This window comes from Nonomuraea sp. NPDC049378 (genome assembly GCF_055586745.1).
On the sequence record NZ_JBVJHP010000003.1, the window covers coordinates 372,750 to 389,142 of the forward strand.

The 16,393-nt window shown below is 69.7% G+C and carries 14 protein-coding genes; 5 read left to right on the top strand and 9 right to left on the bottom strand.

Going from position 1 to position 16,393, the window contains the following annotated elements:
* Positions 1 to 8: 8 nt before the first annotated feature.
* The 5 genes from ACZ6SA_RS09410 to ACZ6SA_RS09430 all read right to left on the bottom strand — a co-directional run bounded on the left by ACZ6SA_RS09410 (position 9) and on the right by ACZ6SA_RS09430 (position 6,685).
* On the bottom strand, positions 9 to 1,265 hold the full coding sequence (locus ACZ6SA_RS09410) for a hypothetical protein (RefSeq protein ID WP_465827375.1): 1,257 nt from the start codon (positions 1,263 to 1,265) through the stop codon (positions 9 to 11).
* Positions 1,262 to 2,905: a S9 family peptidase gene (locus ACZ6SA_RS09415; RefSeq protein WP_465827377.1), complete on the bottom strand. Its 1,644-nt coding sequence runs from the start codon at positions 2,903 to 2,905 to the stop codon at positions 1,262 to 1,264. Before ACZ6SA_RS09415 ends, ACZ6SA_RS09410 begins: the two co-directional genes overlap by 4 nt.
* Positions 2,906 to 3,119: 214 nt before the next feature.
* Positions 3,120 to 4,217 (bottom strand): ThiF family adenylyltransferase, encoded by a 1,098-nt coding sequence (locus tag ACZ6SA_RS09420; protein WP_465827378.1) that lies wholly within the window; start codon positions 4,215 to 4,217, stop codon positions 3,120 to 3,122.
* 257 nt (positions 4,218 to 4,474) lie between these two features.
* Positions 4,475 to 5,623: a serine hydrolase domain-containing protein gene (locus ACZ6SA_RS09425; protein ID WP_465827380.1), complete on the bottom strand. Its 1,149-nt coding sequence runs from the start codon at positions 5,621 to 5,623 to the stop codon at positions 4,475 to 4,477.
* Positions 5,624 to 5,647: 24 nt separating this feature from the next.
* A complete protein-coding gene (locus tag ACZ6SA_RS09430; RefSeq protein ID WP_465827381.1) occupies positions 5,648 to 6,685 on the bottom strand; it encodes a serine hydrolase domain-containing protein in 1,038 nt (345 codons plus the stop codon).
* A gap of 210 nt (positions 6,686 to 6,895) precedes the next feature.
* On the opposite strand from ACZ6SA_RS09430, the gene ACZ6SA_RS09435 reads away from it, so the two are divergent.
* The 4 genes from ACZ6SA_RS09435 (at position 6,896) to ACZ6SA_RS09450 (ending at position 10,193) form a co-directional block, all read left to right on the top strand.
* Positions 6,896 to 7,522, top strand: coding sequence for a TetR/AcrR family transcriptional regulator (locus ACZ6SA_RS09435; RefSeq protein WP_465827383.1), 627 nt, complete (start codon positions 6,896 to 6,898; stop codon positions 7,520 to 7,522).
* 114 nt (positions 7,523 to 7,636) lie between these two features.
* The gene (locus tag ACZ6SA_RS09440) at positions 7,637 to 8,419 is read left to right on the top strand and encodes a hypothetical protein (protein WP_347646560.1); all 783 of its coding nucleotides are present in this window, start codon (positions 7,637 to 7,639) and stop codon (positions 8,417 to 8,419) included.
* A gap of 174 nt (positions 8,420 to 8,593) precedes the next feature.
* Entirely contained in the window at positions 8,594 to 9,718 is a 1,125-nt protein-coding gene (locus tag ACZ6SA_RS09445) for a serine hydrolase domain-containing protein (protein WP_465827385.1), read from the top strand.
* A 163-nt stretch (positions 9,719 to 9,881) separates the two neighbouring features.
* Positions 9,882 to 10,193, top strand: a complete 312-nt coding sequence (locus tag ACZ6SA_RS09450) for a hypothetical protein (protein WP_347646558.1) — start codon at positions 9,882 to 9,884, stop codon at positions 10,191 to 10,193.
* A gap of 150 nt (positions 10,194 to 10,343) precedes the next feature.
* Here the strand turns inward: ACZ6SA_RS09450 and ACZ6SA_RS09455 are convergent, their stop codons facing one another.
* Together ACZ6SA_RS09455 and ACZ6SA_RS09460 are read right to left on the bottom strand one after the other, a co-directional pair.
* Entirely contained in the window at positions 10,344 to 11,747 is a 1,404-nt protein-coding gene (locus ACZ6SA_RS09455; RefSeq protein WP_465827387.1) for a hypothetical protein, read from the bottom strand.
* 188 nt (positions 11,748 to 11,935) lie between these two features.
* On the bottom strand, positions 11,936 to 12,499 hold the full coding sequence (locus ACZ6SA_RS09460) for a TetR family transcriptional regulator (RefSeq protein WP_465827388.1): 564 nt from the start codon (positions 12,497 to 12,499) through the stop codon (positions 11,936 to 11,938).
* 79 nt (positions 12,500 to 12,578) lie between these two features.
* Here ACZ6SA_RS09460 and ACZ6SA_RS09465 point away from each other — a divergent pair, with 79 nt between their 5' ends.
* Entirely contained in the window at positions 12,579 to 13,442 is an 864-nt protein-coding gene (locus ACZ6SA_RS09465) for an SDR family NAD(P)-dependent oxidoreductase (protein WP_465827389.1), read from the top strand.
* A gap of 21 nt (positions 13,443 to 13,463) precedes the next feature.
* Here the strand turns inward: ACZ6SA_RS09465 and ACZ6SA_RS09470 are convergent, their stop codons facing one another.
* Together ACZ6SA_RS09470 and ACZ6SA_RS09475 are read right to left on the bottom strand one after the other, a co-directional pair.
* Entirely contained in the window at positions 13,464 to 15,872 is a 2,409-nt protein-coding gene (locus tag ACZ6SA_RS09470) for a glycoside hydrolase family 2 protein (RefSeq protein WP_465827391.1), read from the bottom strand.
* A gap of 84 nt (positions 15,873 to 15,956) precedes the next feature.
* Positions 15,957 to 16,184 carry a tautomerase family protein gene (locus tag ACZ6SA_RS09475; protein WP_347646540.1) on the bottom strand — a complete coding sequence of 76 codons (228 nt, stop codon included), beginning with the start codon at positions 16,182 to 16,184 and terminating at the stop codon, positions 15,957 to 15,959.
* Positions 16,185 to 16,393: the final 209 nt, after the last annotated feature.

Genomic DNA, 16,393 nt, shown 5'->3' on the forward strand with positions numbered 1-16,393 from the left:
GGTTGTCCTTAGAGGGTACGGCTGAGCGATTCGAGGGCCGGGGGCGTCGGGTCCAGCGCCGCGGAGCGGCGCAACCAGTGTCCGGCCGTGCCGGTCAGGCCCGCTTCCGCGTATGCAACGGCCGCGAAGTAGCAGGCCCGCGCCTGCTGGGCGAACTCGCACGAGGCCGCCGCGGTGAAGGCCGCCGCCGCGCCGAGCGGGTCGTTCCGGCCGATCATCACCTTGCCCAGGGCGAACCATGATCGAGCGTCGTACGGATCCAGAGCCACCAGCCGATGCGCCGCTTGGGCTGCCAGCTCATGCCTGCCCACCATGCCGGCGGTCTGGCTGAGCGTCTCGAGCGCGGGAAAGTGGTGGTCCTGCAGCAGTAACCGCAGCGCGGTGTCGTCCGGTCGCTGCGCGGCCAGCAGTGCGTCCGCGTCAAGCAGGTGATCGAGCGCCGCCTGCGCCTGGCCGTCGAGGAAGGGACGGAACGCCATGGCCCGGTGCAAGGTGCTGCGGAGCATGGCGGATGAGAACTCGTCGATCTCCGTGTCGTCCGCGAGATCCTGCAGGATCGCCGTGCCGAGCGCGTAGGCACGGCTGAGCCGGTCGCCCGTCGGCCGGCGCGCCTTCCCCCGCCGGACCAGCACGAAGCGGGTGAGGCGTACGCGTTCAGCGTGCATCAGCGTGGGGTCCGCGGCCCGATCCAGCAGCGCCTCTTCAAGCGCGTCGCTCGTGCCATGTTGGAGGAAGAAGGTCGAGGCCACCTCGGACGGGCGGTCGCTCTTTCCCATGGCCGTGATCAGGTCGGCCTCGGGCTCGACCCCGTACAGATCGAGCACGCTCTGCTTGGCGCCCAGCCGCCACAGGATCTGCGCCGCCTGCCGGAACGCGTTGTCCGGTAGCCGGCGCGGTTCGGCGATGCCGGCGCAGACCCGGCCGAGCAGGGAGCCCGGCGCAGCGGCGGCGGAGGGCGCCAGCGTGAGCCCGATGTCCCCCAACCTGCCGAAGCCGGCCGCGACCAGCAGGCGCCACCGGCTCGGCACCATGGTGTCCATCGGCAGCGGAAGTCTGGTCCCGCCGTTGACCAGCAGGTCAGCGAGCAGGTACGTGGTGCGCGCGTGCAACGGCGCCCGCGGCGACGGGGAGCGCAGGTCGAAATACGTGGCACACGCCTCGTCCTGTCCGGCCGTCGCCATGTGCCGCAGGCGGATGGCGAGCGCGGTGCGTTCACTGGGCGGTGCGTAGCCGCGTAGCGCCGCCATCGCCGCCTTGGCGTTCATGACGAACCAACTCCTCTGAGCCACGTGTCCAGAAAGCGCATCGTCTCGGCGATGGACTCTCGACGTCGTGGTATATGCGGCTCACCGTCGAGCCGGAGCACGGCCGACGGCCTGTCCCGGTTGACGGCTCGCTCCGTGACCGCCGCGGAGGCCGTGGTGTCGGCAGTGCCATAAATGACCCGCCAATGCTTCGGAAGATCGCGAGCCTCCTGCTCCGGAGCGGGCGGCTGCGTGTCCGCGGGGAACGCCTGGCGGAGGAACCTGCTCAAAAGGCTGTTCCCCGTCGCCGGGTCGGCGCCCATGGCCAGCAGGTCGCCCGTGGTCCACGGACCGTTCATGGTGACCAGCCCGGCGACCGGCGCCCCCAGGTGGGCCGTCGCGCGGGCGGCCAGGAAGGCACCGTAGCTGTGCCCGACGAAGGCTGTCTGAGAGGTGTTCAGGCCGAACCGGTACGTCAAGGCGCTAGCCGCCTCTGCCACCAGCGCCGCGTCGCGCGTACCGAACTGGCCCCGGCGAAAGACCGGGAGGCGGCCGAGAACGGCCGCGGTGTAGGGCGACTCCAACTGGACGGCGACCCAGCCGCTCTCCTCGATCGTTTCCACGATGGGATCCCAGCCGGGCAGCCACTCGCCGTACGGACCGCCACGCAGCATGATCACCAGGCCGGTGGGCGGACGGTCGGGCGGGAAGGTGATCGTGCGCAGCGAGCCGCCGGACACCTCGACCGAGCCGAACTCCGGGTGGGAGAGATCCGCACGCGACAGGCGTGCCGTCTCGATCGCCGTCGGCGGCCTGCGGTGCCGGGTGGCGATCGCTGCGGCAGCATCACCCGAGCGGTACAGCCGGCCCAAGGTCCACCCGGCGAAGACCTCACTCGTCCGGCTGCCGTCATCGAACGAGTGTGTGACGAGCGCCGAGTCGGGCCACTGACGGCTGATCCAGCACAGCCTCTCCTCATCCAGCCAGCAGATCCCTGGTTCCGCCCTGGCGTCCGGGACGTCGACGACCCGGCCGTCCTCGACCAGGATCAGCCGGCCGCGGAGCACCAACGCGATCCGCCGCCCGGCCGGCGAGACCGCCAGGTCCTGTGGCCGGGCGTCTAGGGTGATCGTGGTGATCGCCGGTTCACTCTCGTGCCAGGAGACGATCCGCAGATGGAACCCTGCGGAATCCTCGCTCACCCAGGCCACTGCGGCGGTCCCCACCGCGCGTACCAGCTGGGGGACGATCTCACCCAGACCGCTCGCTTCCCAGGGCTTCTTCTCGGGCTCCGCCGAAGGGAACCGTATTCCCACCGGGCCGATGACACAGAGCTGGGACCCGACGACGCAGGGCATCTCGCCGTCCGCGAGGTCGGTGACCCGGGCGAGGGAGGGCAGGGCGACCACCGCCGCCGGGGCCGAGCCGCCGCCGATCTCGGCGAGCAGGCGGCCGCCCGCGTCGCCGAGGATCCGGCGGACGCCGCCACCGAGGACGTTATGGAGGTCATCGCGGTCCGGTGCGCGGACGACCACGCGCTCCGCAACCCCATGGCCCTCGACCACGGCCACGCGGCCGTCGCCCAGCACCGTCACCGACAGGGGCAGGGAAACACGCATCGTCCGCCTGACGAGATCGTTGACGTCGTTTTCGTGCAGCATCCTTTTCCCCGCGTCGGCCGCCCACCGTTGCCGGCCGTAGAGTTCGAAGGTCGCCTGAGCGCCGATAGGCGCGGCGCTCAGGCGACCATATTCAGAAGTGGTTAGTCGATGCCGTACTCCCACTCAGTGAGCACGTCGTACATCTCCACGACCTCGTCCGAGACAACGATCTCCTGCATTCTGTTCACCCCCCATCTGAAAGAAAGGCTCATTTTCATGCCCCGTGCGTTCGGCAACCGATCAGGCAGTCGTCGCGCGGAGCAAGCTTGAGGAAATGTCCGTCCAGAAGGTTCGGGCCCTTCTGCATGACCTGGTTCAGGGTGGCCGGCTCCTGGTGGCCGGCGAGGTGCCGCACGGCCTCCTGGACCAGCAGCGCTGAATCGGCGCACGGCTGCGGGGAGAGCGTGCTGGCCGCGACCAGGGCGAACCGGTCGAGATCGGCGAGGACGGCGGCACCGGCCTGGCCGGCACGGGCCAGTAACATCGCCTGGAGGCAGCCCGCGCAGGCAGATCGTCCCGGCACGAAGAACGGACCGACCCGCCCGCCCCCGGTCTGGATGGAGGGGACACCCAGGCGCAGCGACGCCTGCGACACCCACAGCCGGATGGTCCGGTGCGGGGTGTCCGCCGCTCCGATGATCAAGTCGCTGTCGTGCGCGGCCACCGCGATGTCCTCGGGGCCGGCCATCATTTTCTGCTCGAATCGCAGGTCGGCGTCCGGGAAGAGCGAGGAGAGGCGCTCCTGCAGGACCTCTGCCTTGGGCCGGCCGACATCGTCCGCGTCCACGAGCGCCGTCCGGTTCAGATTGCTGACCGCGACCACGTCGCCGTCCGCGGCGGTCATGGTGCCGATGCCGGCCAGCAGCAGCTGGTAGGCGATCCAGCTTCCGGCTCCGCCCAGTCCGAGGACGAAAACGCGCGCCGAACGGAGCCGTTCGAGATATCCGAAGCGATCGACGTCCGAAGTCTCGTACGCGCCGAAGTAGCGCAAGGAGCGCGCATGGCGTTCCAGCACGGCGGCAGGGACGCTCGTTGGCCGGGTCGGCGACTGGAGCGCCCCTATGCCGTCCAGCGCCTCGAGGAATCGTTCGGCGGTGTCCTGGACGTCCGCGTTCAACCCGCCGCCCGCGCCGGACAGAAACTCTGCTCGTGACGTGCCGGTGATCAGGGCCTCGGCCGCTTCCGCCCACGCCGGCGAGAAGGGAACGGAAAGGGACCGCCCACGACTGTTGATGACGATCCGCGACTCGACGACCAACGTCGCGACATTCTGCCGCAACTGAAGCAGGTCATCGTACGCACCCTGCGGCACCCTCGCACCTCCGGCCGGGATCGAACAATTCAGTCGATGGGCCGGTTCGGTGTCGGCTCCAACAGGAAGCGACGATAGAGATGAGCGCTATGAAAGGGCTATGAGACCGATATAACGGCATGTTCTCTGAGGGCTGGTGCCCGGGACGCAGGCGTGTCCGATCCATGGATGCGGCATGGAGAGGCGCCGACAGGTCTCGCCGGGCGTGGCGCACGACCGCCGATGGACGCAGGCGCGCGTTCCCGGGCCGGCGAGGCCTAGCTCTCGGGGCAGAGCACGGCCTCGGCCGCCTTCTTGACCAGCGGGTCGATGGTGGGATCGGTGTTGTTCGTACCCAGTGTGACGGACAGGACGAACTGCACGCTGCCGTCCCGCGAGTTGTACGTGAGCGCGCTGAAACCGCTCGAGCCGCCCTTCGTGGTCCCGTACTCGCCGCCGCACACCTGCGAATCGGCGGGTTTCCGCGACGGGGCCTCGGACGACTTCGGCTCCGGAGCGGGGCGACCGGCGTTGAGTGCCTCCTTCTCCTCCTTGGTGAGGATCTTGTCCCTGGCGAAGGCGCGGTGGAAGGCGCTGAGGTCGTCGGTGGTGGAGATGACACCACCGGCGGCGTAGCCGTAGCTCATGTTGAGGCGGTCGACGTCGCGGAGCTTGCCCTTCTTGTCGGGGTGGTAACCGTGCCCGTGCGGGCCCTTGATGCCGCCGGGCCACTTGGTGGGCAGGTAGGTGTCGTCCATGTGGAGGGGATCGAAGATACGCCGCTCGAACTCCCGGGACACGGAGTGGTCGGTGAGGTCCTCGATGATCAGTCCGAGGAGCATGTAGTTGGTGTTGGAGTAGGAGAACTTCTCCCCCGGCTCCTGCGACCGCTCCACGGTGCGCGACTTCTTCACCAGCTCCAGCGGCGGGTAGTAGGTGTCGAAGTCGAAGGCGTCGACGAGCTCCGGGGTGTACCAGTTGGGGATCCCAGAGGTGTGGTGGATCATCTGCTCCACGGTGATCTCGCCGGCCCGCTCGACCAGGTCCTTCTCGACGACGACCGGCAGCAGGTCGCCGAGCTTGTCGTCCAGCGACAGCTTGCCCTCCGTGACCAGCTTCATGATGACGACCTGGGTCATCAGCTTGGTCTGCGAGCCGACCCTGAAGCGGGCGCCCGCGGGGATCCTGCCGCCCTTGTCGTTCAGCAGGCGGGTGCCGGCCGAGCCCTTGCCGGCCTTCCTGCCGTCGACGTAGACGGCGCCGATCGCACCGACGATCTTCGAGCTCTTCGCCAGTTCCGACAGAGCCTTCTGCACGTTGCCCAGCCGGGGGCGGTCCGTTTCCGCGGAGGTGGCAGGTGCCGTGACGCCCAAGGTCAGCATCGCGCAGGCCAACCCGGCCAGGCCGGTCGCTGTCGCACGTTTCATGATGTTTCCTTTCGATGGGCCCCGTCACTGCGCGGAGCAGAGCAGTGATTCGGCGGTTTCCAGCACCTTGTCCGGCAGGTCGCCGGTGCTGGTGTTGGGGACCTTCAGGGTGATGTTCACGCCGAGTTGCGAGCGCCCGTCCTTCGTGGTGAAGAGATAGGCGAGGGATCCCGGGCCCGACCCGAGGGCGGCGATGCCGATGCACGTGCCGGGCTGCTCCTTCGGGGGCCGCTTGCCGGCCTGATAGCGCCAGAAGGCGGCGAGGTCCTTCGCGGTGGAGACGACGCCGCCCGCCGCCCACGCATTGGTGGCGTTCTGCCGGTCGGCGTCGCGCAACCTGCCCTTGTCGTCGGGGTAGTAGCCGTGCCCGTGCGGGCCCTTGATGCGCTGCGTGGGCCTGGTGGGCAGGTAGGTGTCGGTCATGCCCAGCGGCTTCCACAGCCTCCTGGCGAAGGCCGCGCCCAGGCTGTCACCGGTCTCCTTCTCGATGATCAGGCCGAGCAGGACGTAGCCTGTGCTGGAGTAGGAGAACTTCTCGCCCGGTTCCTGCTCGCGCTCCAGCCCTCGCGAGACCTTCAGCAGATCCATCGGTGAGTGGTAGGTGAGATCGAAGAGGTCGAGCTTCCCACCGTAGTCGGGGACGCCGGAAGTGTGCTTGAGCAGGTGGTCCACGGTGATCTCGCCGACCCGCTCCACCAGGTCCTTCTCGACGACGACCGGCAGCAGGTCACCGAGCTTGTCGGCCGGCGAGAGCTTGCCCTCCTCCACCAGCTGCGCGATCACCGCGGAGGTCATGCCCTTCGTGTGCGACCAGCCCCGGTAGCGGGAGTCAGAGGGGATCCTGCCGCCCTTGCCGCCGATCAGGCGGGAGCCGGCCGAGCCGCGGCCGACGCGCCTGCCGTCGTGGAACGCCTCGCTGATGACGCCCACCACGCCGGCGTCCTTGGCGAGCTCTTCCATGGCCCGCTGCACGTCCCCGATCCCGGACGGGGTGGCGGCCGCCGCGGGAGCGGGGTGGGCCAGCAGCACGGCACACGCCAGGGCGGCCGTCGTACGTTTCACGATGTCTCCTCAGATCGCGCGGCCCGAGCGGTGAGATGTCGCCGGGGTGGCACACGACTGCCGGGGCCGGGGTCGAACCCGGCCCCGGCAGGCGCGCCAGCTCCCCTCGCCGTCCTTTATGGCCGAGTGGATGTTTCCTCCTCGTTTCCCGGGAGAGGCGCCCCGGCCCTTCTGTAGTCCGCATCTAGAGTTCGGCTAGCCTTGCTCCCCGTGAGCGAGGACAGGAAGCCCAACAAGAAGGCGCAGAAGTCCGCCGAGACCCGGCGCCGGATCCTGGAGGCCGCCGGGGAGCTGTTCGTGGCGCAGGGCTATGGCGCGACCATGCTGCAGCAGATCGCCGACAGGGCGGGCGTGGCGGTGCAGACCGTCTACTTCGTGTTCGGCAACAAACGCCGCCTGCTCAAGGAGCTCGTCGACGTCACGATCGCGGGCGACGACCGTCCCGTGGCGACCCTCGACCGGCCGTGGTTCCGCGACGCGCTGGACGCCGCCACCGCTCAGGAACACCTGCGTCTTTACGTGGCGGGCACCCGGGCGGTGCTGGAGCGGGTGGCTCCGATGACCAAGGTGCTGCAGATCGCCGTGGCCACCGACCCGGAGATCGCCGACATGTGGCCCGACGAGCGGGATCCGCGCTACACGGTGACACGGACCGCCGCGGACAGCCTGATGGCCAAGCCGGGGGCACGCCCCGAGGTGTCCCACGCCGCCGACCTGCTGTACGGCGTGCTCAGCCCGGAGCTCTACCTGGTGTTCACCCGTGACCGGGGCTGGACGCCCGAGCGGTTCGAGCGCTGGGCCCACGACACCCTGCACTCCCAGCTCTGCACGCACTGACGGTCCGCACGGACCCTGGTCGGAGGCCGGAGAAGAGCCACTACGCTGGTGCGGACTTGATCTTGGCTCGGCGCCTGGCGCCACGGGCCTTCCGCAACGACGAGGTGCAGCATCGTGGTCACGCACGAAGAGTTCTCCCGGCCGGCCTTCGAGCCGCGCCGTTCGCAGCGTGAGCGCTTCGACCAGGCACTCGATCGGTTGAGGGACGAAGGCTGGCAGATCGTGGACGCGGGACGGTTCGCGGCCGACACCGAGACGAGCGGCCTGCTGAGCCTGCCCGCCGACCTGGCCGATCACTTCGCGCCCGGCGGCGGGCTGGTCAAGGACGTCACGATCTCCTGGCGCGGCGGGTTGCCGTCACGGATCCAGTCGATGTTCGCGCGGGAGGCTCTCGTGGCCTCCGTTCCCGGCCAGGCGGAGCGGGACGACGACCACGACGCGCTGCTGGACCTGGACGCCGAGGAGTTGAGCAGGCGGGCCGACGAGGCGATGGAGGCGCTGTTCGCCGCGGTGCACGGCCTGAACAGGCCGGAGGAGGGGTTCGTCACCTGCCTGGCGGGCGACGAGGTCTCCTCCGACCTGTGCCGCGTCGTACGCGCCTTCGACCGGCTCGCCGAGCAGGGCTACTTCGCCGAGCCCGACCTCTGGCCGACGGTCTCCGGAGCGTGGCAGCACGTCCACGAGGCCGGGGCGTCGGCGAAGGCCGTCTTCTGGACCACGCAGGCGCACACGTCGTGTTTCGACGCCCGAGGTGACCTGGTCGACGAGCTCGCGCTGCAGTGGGCCGGCGACCGGGATCTGATCGCGCAGGTCCTGTCCGCCACCGGACTCGTGGTGGAGAGCCCACAGGACACGGGCACCACCTTCCTGCTCTGCCCGAAGCGGGCCGATCGCTGAGGACCCAGCAGATCACCGGGCGTCATCCGCCGCCCGGCGTCGCGCGGCCGACGGGCGAAACAGCCGGGAAACCGCCGCCCGTCTAGACAGTCGCTACGAGTCCGGGCGGTAGGCGTCTCGCACCCGAAGCGACCACGCCCGGCATTTCCCGCAGAGAGGATCTTCGTGAGACATGTGAAAGCAGTCGGTCTGGCCGGCCTGGCGTGCGCGATGCTGACTCTGGGTGTCGCGGCACCCGCCACCGCCGCGGAAGCGGGCCGGCCCCGGATGGGGGACGTGCAGAAGGCTCTGTCAGAGCTGGCGAAGAGCCCGGAGGTGCTCGGCGCGATCGGCGCGCTCTACGTGGACGGCAAGAGAGTCGGCAAGGGCTCGGGCGGCACGCGTCTCCTCGACGGCGAGGGCGGCAGGATCCCGGCGGGCGCCCGCTTCCGGATCGGGTCGCAGACCAAGTCCATGACCTCCGCGGCCATCATGAAGCTGGTCACGGAGGGCAAGTTCGGCCTGGACTCCAAGCTCAGCGAGGTGCTGCCGGTCGTGGTGGAGAAGGACCTGGTGGAGCGGGCCGACGAGATCACCGTGGAGCAGATGATCCACCACACCTCGGGCATCCCCAACTGGTACACCCCCGAGCTCATCGACTACTTCGACTTCGAGACGAAGTACACACCGATGGAGCTGATCACCAAATCGCGCACCCTTCCGCGCGAGCAGGAGCCGGGCGAGAAGTTCTCCTACTCCAACACCAACTACTACCTCCTCGGCCTGATCATCGAGGAGGTGACCGGGCACTCCCTGGCCGCCGAGTTCGAGGAGCGCTTCTTCGAGCCCCTGGACATGGACGACACCTACCTGCCCACCAGGTGGCCCGGCAGCATCAAGGGCCCGCACGGCCACGGCTACTTCCCCGACAAGAACGGCAAGCTGGTCGACTTCGACGACCAGAACATGAGCTTCGGCTACGCGGCCGGCGGCGTGATCTCCACCACCGACGACCTGAGCACCTTCCACCGGGCGTTCGCCACGGACAAGATCCTCACGAAGGAGGAGAAGAAGGCGCTGAACGCCGGCCGGTCTCCCTCCGAGCCGGACCGCTCCCCCAACCTCAACGTGTGCGACGACGAAGGCACGTACGGACGCGCGAAGGGCAGCTCTCCCGGCTTCAACGCCCTCACCTTCAGCACCAAAGACGGCAGCGTGCAGTTGCTCATGTCGCTCACGCTGGCCACCGAGCACAGTGACCCGGCCATCGACCCCCTGGCAAAGAAGGCGGCAGAGGCGGTCCTCTGCCCCGGGAAGTAGAACACCACCGCGCCGCGCGCCTTCACGTCCTCGTGCTGGAGGCGCCGACGTCCATAGCAGAGAGAACACTGATTCCAGGTCCAGGCTGCACACTTCGCCCGGATACCCGGACACGTCAGTGAACACGTGCGGGGCCCCAGGCGAGCATGTGTACGTTCGCCTCATGAACAGGAGAATCTCTGCCGTGCTCGCGTCAGCTGCCGCCATCGCCGTCGTCTCGCTCACACCCGGCGTCGCGAAAGCCGACCCTCCACCGACCGACTGCCATCACAACTTCGGCTGGCAGGACGACTACACATGGGCCCGCTGTGACAAAGGCTCGGGTTATGTGCGAGCCATCGCCACGTGCTCCAACGGCAGCAAGAAGACGACCGCCACCGGCCCCTGGAAGGGAATCGGCGTGCAGTCGAACGCGCATTGCCCGACGTCACACCCCAAGGCCGTGGATCACTACTTCGACATCAAGACGTACTGACGCTCACGGCTCGCGGCACGGCATCGCCGAACATCCGGCGATGCCGTGTCCTTGGAGGACACAGAGGTCCTGGCGGCCGAGAGGGCCTTCGGCAGGACGGGTGGTCGACCGTCGATCCTCCGTGACGACACGGACGCCGCCGGTCCGCGACTATCCGGCGGCGTACAGCTTGGCGATCCGCGCGCCGAGATCGGCGCCGTAGTCGTGGTGGTAGACCTGGGCGGAGCAGTAGACCGGCCCGCCTTGCCGGGCCAGGCCGGCGGTCCAGGTGACGGCGTTCTCCACGCCCGGGTCGCTCAGCTGCAGGCCGGTGGCCACGATGTCGTCCACGCTGACGTCGACGAAATAGTCGCTGACGCCCTTGCGCTCGTACAGCCGCCACTCCAGCTTCGCGCTCCTCGCCCCGGCCAGCCTGGCCGTCAGGTCGACCGTGACCCGCTGCCACGCCTGGTCGTTGGCGGCGACGTCCTGCTCCCACACCACCTTGCCGTCGAGAAGCAGCTGCTTCACGTGGTAGCCGGCCGGGTTGCCACGGCCGCGGCCGTCGCCGTGCCAGAAGCTCACGCTGTACTTGCCGGCGCCCGGCGTGAGCTGGACCTGGCGGCTCGCGCCGCACCACATCCCCGCCTTGGTGGCGGTGTCTCCCTCAACGACGAAGCTCAGCCGCCCGTTGCCGGCGCGGGCGAGGTTGTCGCCCGCGGGCCGGGTCCACCCGCCGTCGCGGGACACGTAGGGGAGCTTGTACTGCACGACCCCGGCCAGCTCGCCCGTGCGTACGTGTTCGAGGGCCTTCTTCGTGACGGCCTCGACGTAGCCGACCGTCGGCTTCTGGGCGGCGTGGCTCAGCGGGTGGGCGTACGGCATCAGGTAGACGTCGGTGCCGGGAAGCCGCTTGACGAGCTGCTTGACCTGGTACGACAGGCTCCACGTCCACGACGTGTCCCGGTGCGGCGCGTCCCGGAAAGGGAAGATCACTCCATCGAGCAACGGGACCTGCTCAGCGATGAACGCGTCGGTGAACTGGCTGTAGTAGACCGTGGGGACGAACTTCAACGAGGGGTTGATCGGCTTGGCGGCCGCGCGCATCTTCTTGACGTACTCGGGCGTGAACGTCCTGAGGTCGTAACCGTAGTCGTCCACGGTCCAGCCGACCAGGTTCGGGTGGGCCTTGGAGAGGGTGGCGATCTCACGTGCCCATGCCACGTAGTCGTGCTTGTACGGCCGGGAGACGCAACAGCCTGCCTGGCTCGGCGAGTACACCAGCACCCAGACGTCGATCCCGGCAGCGGCGGCGGCCGGGAGGAACTCCTGACGCAGGTCCTCCCAGTGCACGTTGTCGCCGGCCATCGGATAGACGTAGGTGTTGGCGTTGAGGGCCGTCAACCCCGCGATCATCACTTTGCTGTCGACGTGCCTGATCCCGTCGGCCCGCGGCTCCTCCTCCCGTATGAGGTTTCCCGCGGTCCCCACCACGCCGGGGTCCTGGGCGTGGGCCACGCCGGGGAGCGTCGACAGCAGCAACGCGACGACCATGACGAGCACAGAACGGGACACCGGGTTCCCTTCAGCAAGATCCGTGGATGAACGCGGTCAGCATAGGAGGCACCGGTATGGCGCCGGTATGCCACCGCTTTGACACGGCAGCGCGGGTGCACGGGCCCGGGCACTGACGCCACCGTGTCGGCGACGATGGCCGAGCTGTCCTGTGGCCGGATCTCGCGTACGAACAGCCGGCAGGGGAATCAGGTGAGGAACGCCGGGCGGAGCATGGTGAAGGCTCGGTCGACCAGGGTGAGGCGGTCGACGGCGCCACCGCTGCGCAGCCATTCGCGGGCCACCGCGTCGAGGGCCGCGCCCGCCGCTGCCGCCGCCAGGTCGGCCTCCAGCGGCGGCATCCCGCGCTCGGCCAGTGCCTGGATGATCCGGGTGCGGGCCTCGTCGCGTTTCTGCAGGAGCCTGGTGCGCAGCGCGGGCGTGGACTCGATGAGAGCCATCGCGTCGGCCTGCGCGTTGATGCGCGACTCCCAGCCGCGCAGCACCGCGTGCAGGCACTGCCAGGGCTCCTCCTGCGGCGGCCGGGCGGCGATCTCCCGCGCGACCTGCTCCCCCATCGTCTCGATCTCGCCGAAGACGACGTCCTCCTTGGTCGGGAAATAGCGGAAGAAGCTGCGTTTCGACATCCCGGCCGCCCTCGCGATGTCGTCGACGGTCGTCTCGTCGAAGCCGCGCTCGGCGAACAGCTCCAGCGCCCGCCCGGCCAGTTCGGCGCGTACGGCGCGCCTGGTGCGATCCCGCAGACCTTCCATGCATGAAGTCTACACCGATTGCCATCTGTGTCACTCAGTGTCATATTTGGTCCATCGATCTCGAAGGTGGTGGATCCTCATGCACGGCAAGACCGTCCTGGTCACCGGCGGCACCGGCGGCATAGGCAAGGAGACCGCGCGCGGGCTGGTCGCGCGCGGCGCCCGGGTGATCCTGGTCGGCCGCGACCCCGCACGCGCGCGGCGGGCGGAGGACGAGCTCGGCGCGGGCGGCGGCCGGGTCGAGGCCCTGGCCGCGGACGTGACCAGGCAGCGCGACCTCGCCAGGCTCGCCGCTCAGGTGGCCGAACGTTGCGACCGGCTGGACGTACTGATCAACAACGTCGGTACGAACCCGCCACGCCGCACCCTCACGGAAGACGGCGTGGAGGCCACCTTCGCCGCCCACGTGCTCACCCCGTTCACGCTCACCCGCCTCCTCCTGCCCCTGCTCGGCGGCCGGGTCGTCAACCTCACCGGAGGCATCCCCGGCGGGCCGATCGAGCTGGACAACCTGCAGGCGGAGCGGCGCTACCTGGGGTGGACGTTCAGCCAGTACAACCACACCAAGACGATGCTCATGGCGATGAGCCTGCGCTTCGCCGAGCGGGAGCAGGTGGCCGGCAGCGGCGTCACGGTCAACGTCGCCTACCCCGGCCACGGTCACACGCCGATGAACGAGTCGATGACGGCGGCCGGGTTCCCCTACGTGTACCGCCCGATCGTCCCGCTGCTGCGGGCCGTGACACCGCGGGTCTTCGGCGACCTGAGCAAGCCGTCCCGCTCCAGCGTGCACCTCGCCTCCAGCGGCGACGTGGAGGGGGTGACCGGGACGTACTTCAGCAGCAAGTGCCGCCGCGCTCCCTGGCCGGCCAGCGCGCTCGACCGGCGCAACCAGGACACGATCTGGGCTCTCTGCGAGGACCTGACCAGGGAGACGGCCTGACGTCACGCCCCTTCGGAAACGCTAGCCACCCGGCCTTGCCGGAAGGTGCGGCGTTATCAGCTGAGGGCCGACGTTCCAGCCGTCGAGCAGCACGCGGCGCTCCTCCGGCGGCACGCCGTCCCACTCGCAGCGGAGCACCCGTTCCTCGCCGGGCAGGAGGTCGACGGCGTTGTCGTCCCAGCGCATCCAGCCCTGTGCGGCGGCCGGCCGCGCGTCGAGCAGGCGCAGGAACGGCGCCGCCGGGCCGCCCTCGTGCCGCACGCGCAACGTCCACGTCGTGCCGGTGGTCTCCAGGTGCGCGGAGACCCTGGCCTCGCGAAGGGTGAGCAACCCGGCGAAGTCGGGGCCGGAGGTCAGCAGGTAGCGGTTGCCGGTGGACAGGTCCAGGAGGAGCAGTTCCCCGTCACCTGCGCACCGGATCTCGCCGAGCGGCCGCGGCGGGCCGCCTTCGGTCGTCCAGCGCTCCTTGGCGAGCTCGCTCCCGTCCAGGCGGAGGAAGCGGGCCGTGACCTCCGCCGGGCCGTCCGACCAGGCCCAGACCGTGGCGGCGACCTCGCCGTCCACGCGCTGAGCCGGGAGCGCCGCGCAGACGTGGTCGTTCCGGTACGCCCGGCGCACGTAGTGGTAGACGGCCTTGGGCTCGCCGAAGTAGTCGACGGCGGCCGTGCACCACCCGTTGGGGAAGGACTCGTTGAGCTGCCACGGCAGCACGCCACAACTCTCGGGCCGGCGCAGGTTGGCCTCCACCGCGTACCGCAGCCCGTCGGCCTGGAGGAACTGGCTGGCCCTCGACATGGTCGCGAGGTCGCCGATCGCGCCGCCGAACGCCTCCTGGACCAGCGGCTCGTTGTTCCACCACCGGCCGAGGTGGTCCCAGACGGGGTGGCGGGTCGTCGGAAGGCGGCGCGCCTGCTCGGGCACGACCGACTCGATCGCCCGTACGTTGCTCATCCCCTCGACCCCGAACTCGCTGAGCAGCAACGACCGGCCGCGGTCGTGGAAGCCGTAGTGATCGGACAAACCCTGGTGCTCCCACGGGCCGTGCGCGTCGTGCGGGCTCGGGCCTTCGAAGGTGTTGCCGAACACCGGCCCGGACGGGGAGGTCGGCAGCCAGTGCCGGTCGGGGTCGAGCCGCGCCACGACGTCATGCAGGGCCTGCAGCACCGGGGATTCGGCGTCGGCCAGCGGGACGCCGTCGGCTCGCTGCAACTCGTTCCCGCCGCACCAGACGGCCAGGCTGGGGTGGTTGCGGCGGGCGGGCACGATGCGCTCGGCCTCCCACGCCATCCGCGCGACGAACGCCTCGTCCTCGCTGGGCACGCTGCGCATGCCGGAGCTGGACTGGGCGAACTCCTGCCAGACCAGAATTCCGTACTCGTCGCACAGGTCGTAGAACATGGTGCTCTCGATGAGCCCGCCGCCCCACACCCGCAACATCGTCACGCCGGCGTCGCGGGCCAGCGTGAGGAGGTGCCGCACCCTGGCCTCCTCGACCGCGCCGTAGAGAGCGTCGGCGGGCACCCAGTTCCAGCCCTTGATCGTGACCGGCTCCCCGTCGACGGTCAGCCGGTACGGGAGCGCGCCCGCCTGCTCGGCGATGAACCGTACGTCGCGGAAGCCGACGCGGACCCGGCGCTCGTCGCCCTTCACCGCGGTGGTCAGCTCGTAGAGGTGGGCCTCGCCGTGGCCGTTGAGACGCCACCGGCGGGGCTGCCCGACCTCGAGGACCGCGTGCTCGCCGGTGGCCGTCGCGACCACCCGGCCGTCGGCGTCCCTGAGCGTGTGCTCGACGTCCGCCTGCGGGCCGTCCACCTCGGTTCGCACGACGATCTCCGTGCCCGCGGGCCGGGCCCAGACGTCGGCCAGCCTCGTGGGCCCGGTGACGCGCAGCCGTACGGGCCCCCACAGTCCTTGGTGCACGATTCGCGGGCAGAAGTCCCACCCGTACCCCATCCGCCCCTTGTGCACGCTGACCTTGGCCGTGTAGCCGACCTGCGGCTCGCTGACGGGCGCCGGGTCCACGACCACCGCCAGGCTGTGTTCGCCCGTGATGAGCCCGGTCACCTCGACCACCAGCGGGACGTACGTGCCCTCGTGCGTGGCGATGCGCTCGCCGTCGAGATAGACGGAGGCGGAGTGGTCGATGCCGTCGAACTCCAGGAACGCCCGCTCGCCGGGTGCCATGTCCGGCGCGCTCAGCCGGGTGCGGTAGACCCAGGTCCGCTGCGACACCCACTCGGAGAGCAGGCTCTGCCTGCCGACGTACGGGCTCGGCACCTGTCCGGCGGCCAGCAGATCCGCCAGCACGCTGCCCGGCACCCTCGCGGGGATCCATCCGCCCGAGCCGCCGCCGTCCCTGGCGTGGAGCTGGGCCCGGTGCAACTGCCAGTCGTCCCCGAGGAAACCCCGAAGCTCCCATCCCTGATCCATGAGCGCCTTCCGTCCGCAGTGTGGGATCGTTCCCACACAACCCTAGTACGCGGACGCTGGAGGGGCGGCGGCGGCTGGTCCCCGTCAGCCGGGTGGCGCGCCGGCGGCCATGGCCTTCACGTCCGCGGTCGTCACCGGCCTCCCGCCGATTCCCCAGTCGCCGCTCCTGACCTCCTCGAGGATGACCAAGGTCAGAGAGCGCATGTTCTCGCCCTCGATCTCGACCATCGCGTCGGTCAGCTTCTGTACGATCTGGGCCTTCTGCGCCTCGGTGAACACCCCTTCGATGACCTTCACACTGATGAGCGGCATGAGTTCCTCCATTCGACGTGGTACGCGGCCCGCGTCCGGACGCCGGTCGCCCGGGCGTCCGGAGGTGCGCGCGACCAAGCTCGGCCCGGTCAGCGACGAGCGGCCATCGCGGTTCCCCCGAGCAGGCCCCCACCCGCTCGCCGAGCGTTCCCCGTCGTACCTTGTCTCTCAAGGCCAACCTGCTCACGAACGCCTCCGGCAAACGCGGC

Bases quoted from the DNA above. Each gene is read 5' to 3' on its own strand.
- ACZ6SA_RS09425 (WP_465827380.1), bottom strand. From the start codon at position 5,623: ATGAAACGTGCGACAGCGACCGGCCTGGCCGGGTTGGCCTGCGCGATG.
- ACZ6SA_RS09450 (WP_347646558.1), top strand. From the start codon at position 9,882: ATGAACAGGAGAATCTCTGCCGTGCTCGCGTCAGCTGCCGCCATCGCC.
- ACZ6SA_RS09465 (WP_465827389.1), top strand. From the start codon at position 12,579: ATGCACGGCAAGACCGTCCTGGTCACCGGCGGCACCGGCGGCATAGGC.
- ACZ6SA_RS09415 (WP_465827377.1), bottom strand. From the start codon at position 2,905: ATGCTGCACGAAAACGACGTCAACGATCTCGTCAGGCGGACGATGCGT.
- ACZ6SA_RS09460 (WP_465827388.1), bottom strand. From the start codon at position 12,499: ATGGAAGGTCTGCGGGATCGCACCAGGCGCGCCGTACGCGCCGAACTG.
- ACZ6SA_RS09475 (WP_347646540.1), bottom strand. From the start codon at position 16,184: ATGCCGCTCATCAGTGTGAAGGTCATCGAAGGGGTGTTCACCGAGGCG.
- ACZ6SA_RS09470 (WP_465827391.1), bottom strand. From the start codon at position 15,872: ATGGATCAGGGATGGGAGCTTCGGGGTTTCCTCGGGGACGACTGGCAG.
- ACZ6SA_RS09410 (WP_465827375.1), bottom strand. From the start codon at position 1,265: ATGAACGCCAAGGCGGCGATGGCGGCGCTACGCGGCTACGCACCGCCC.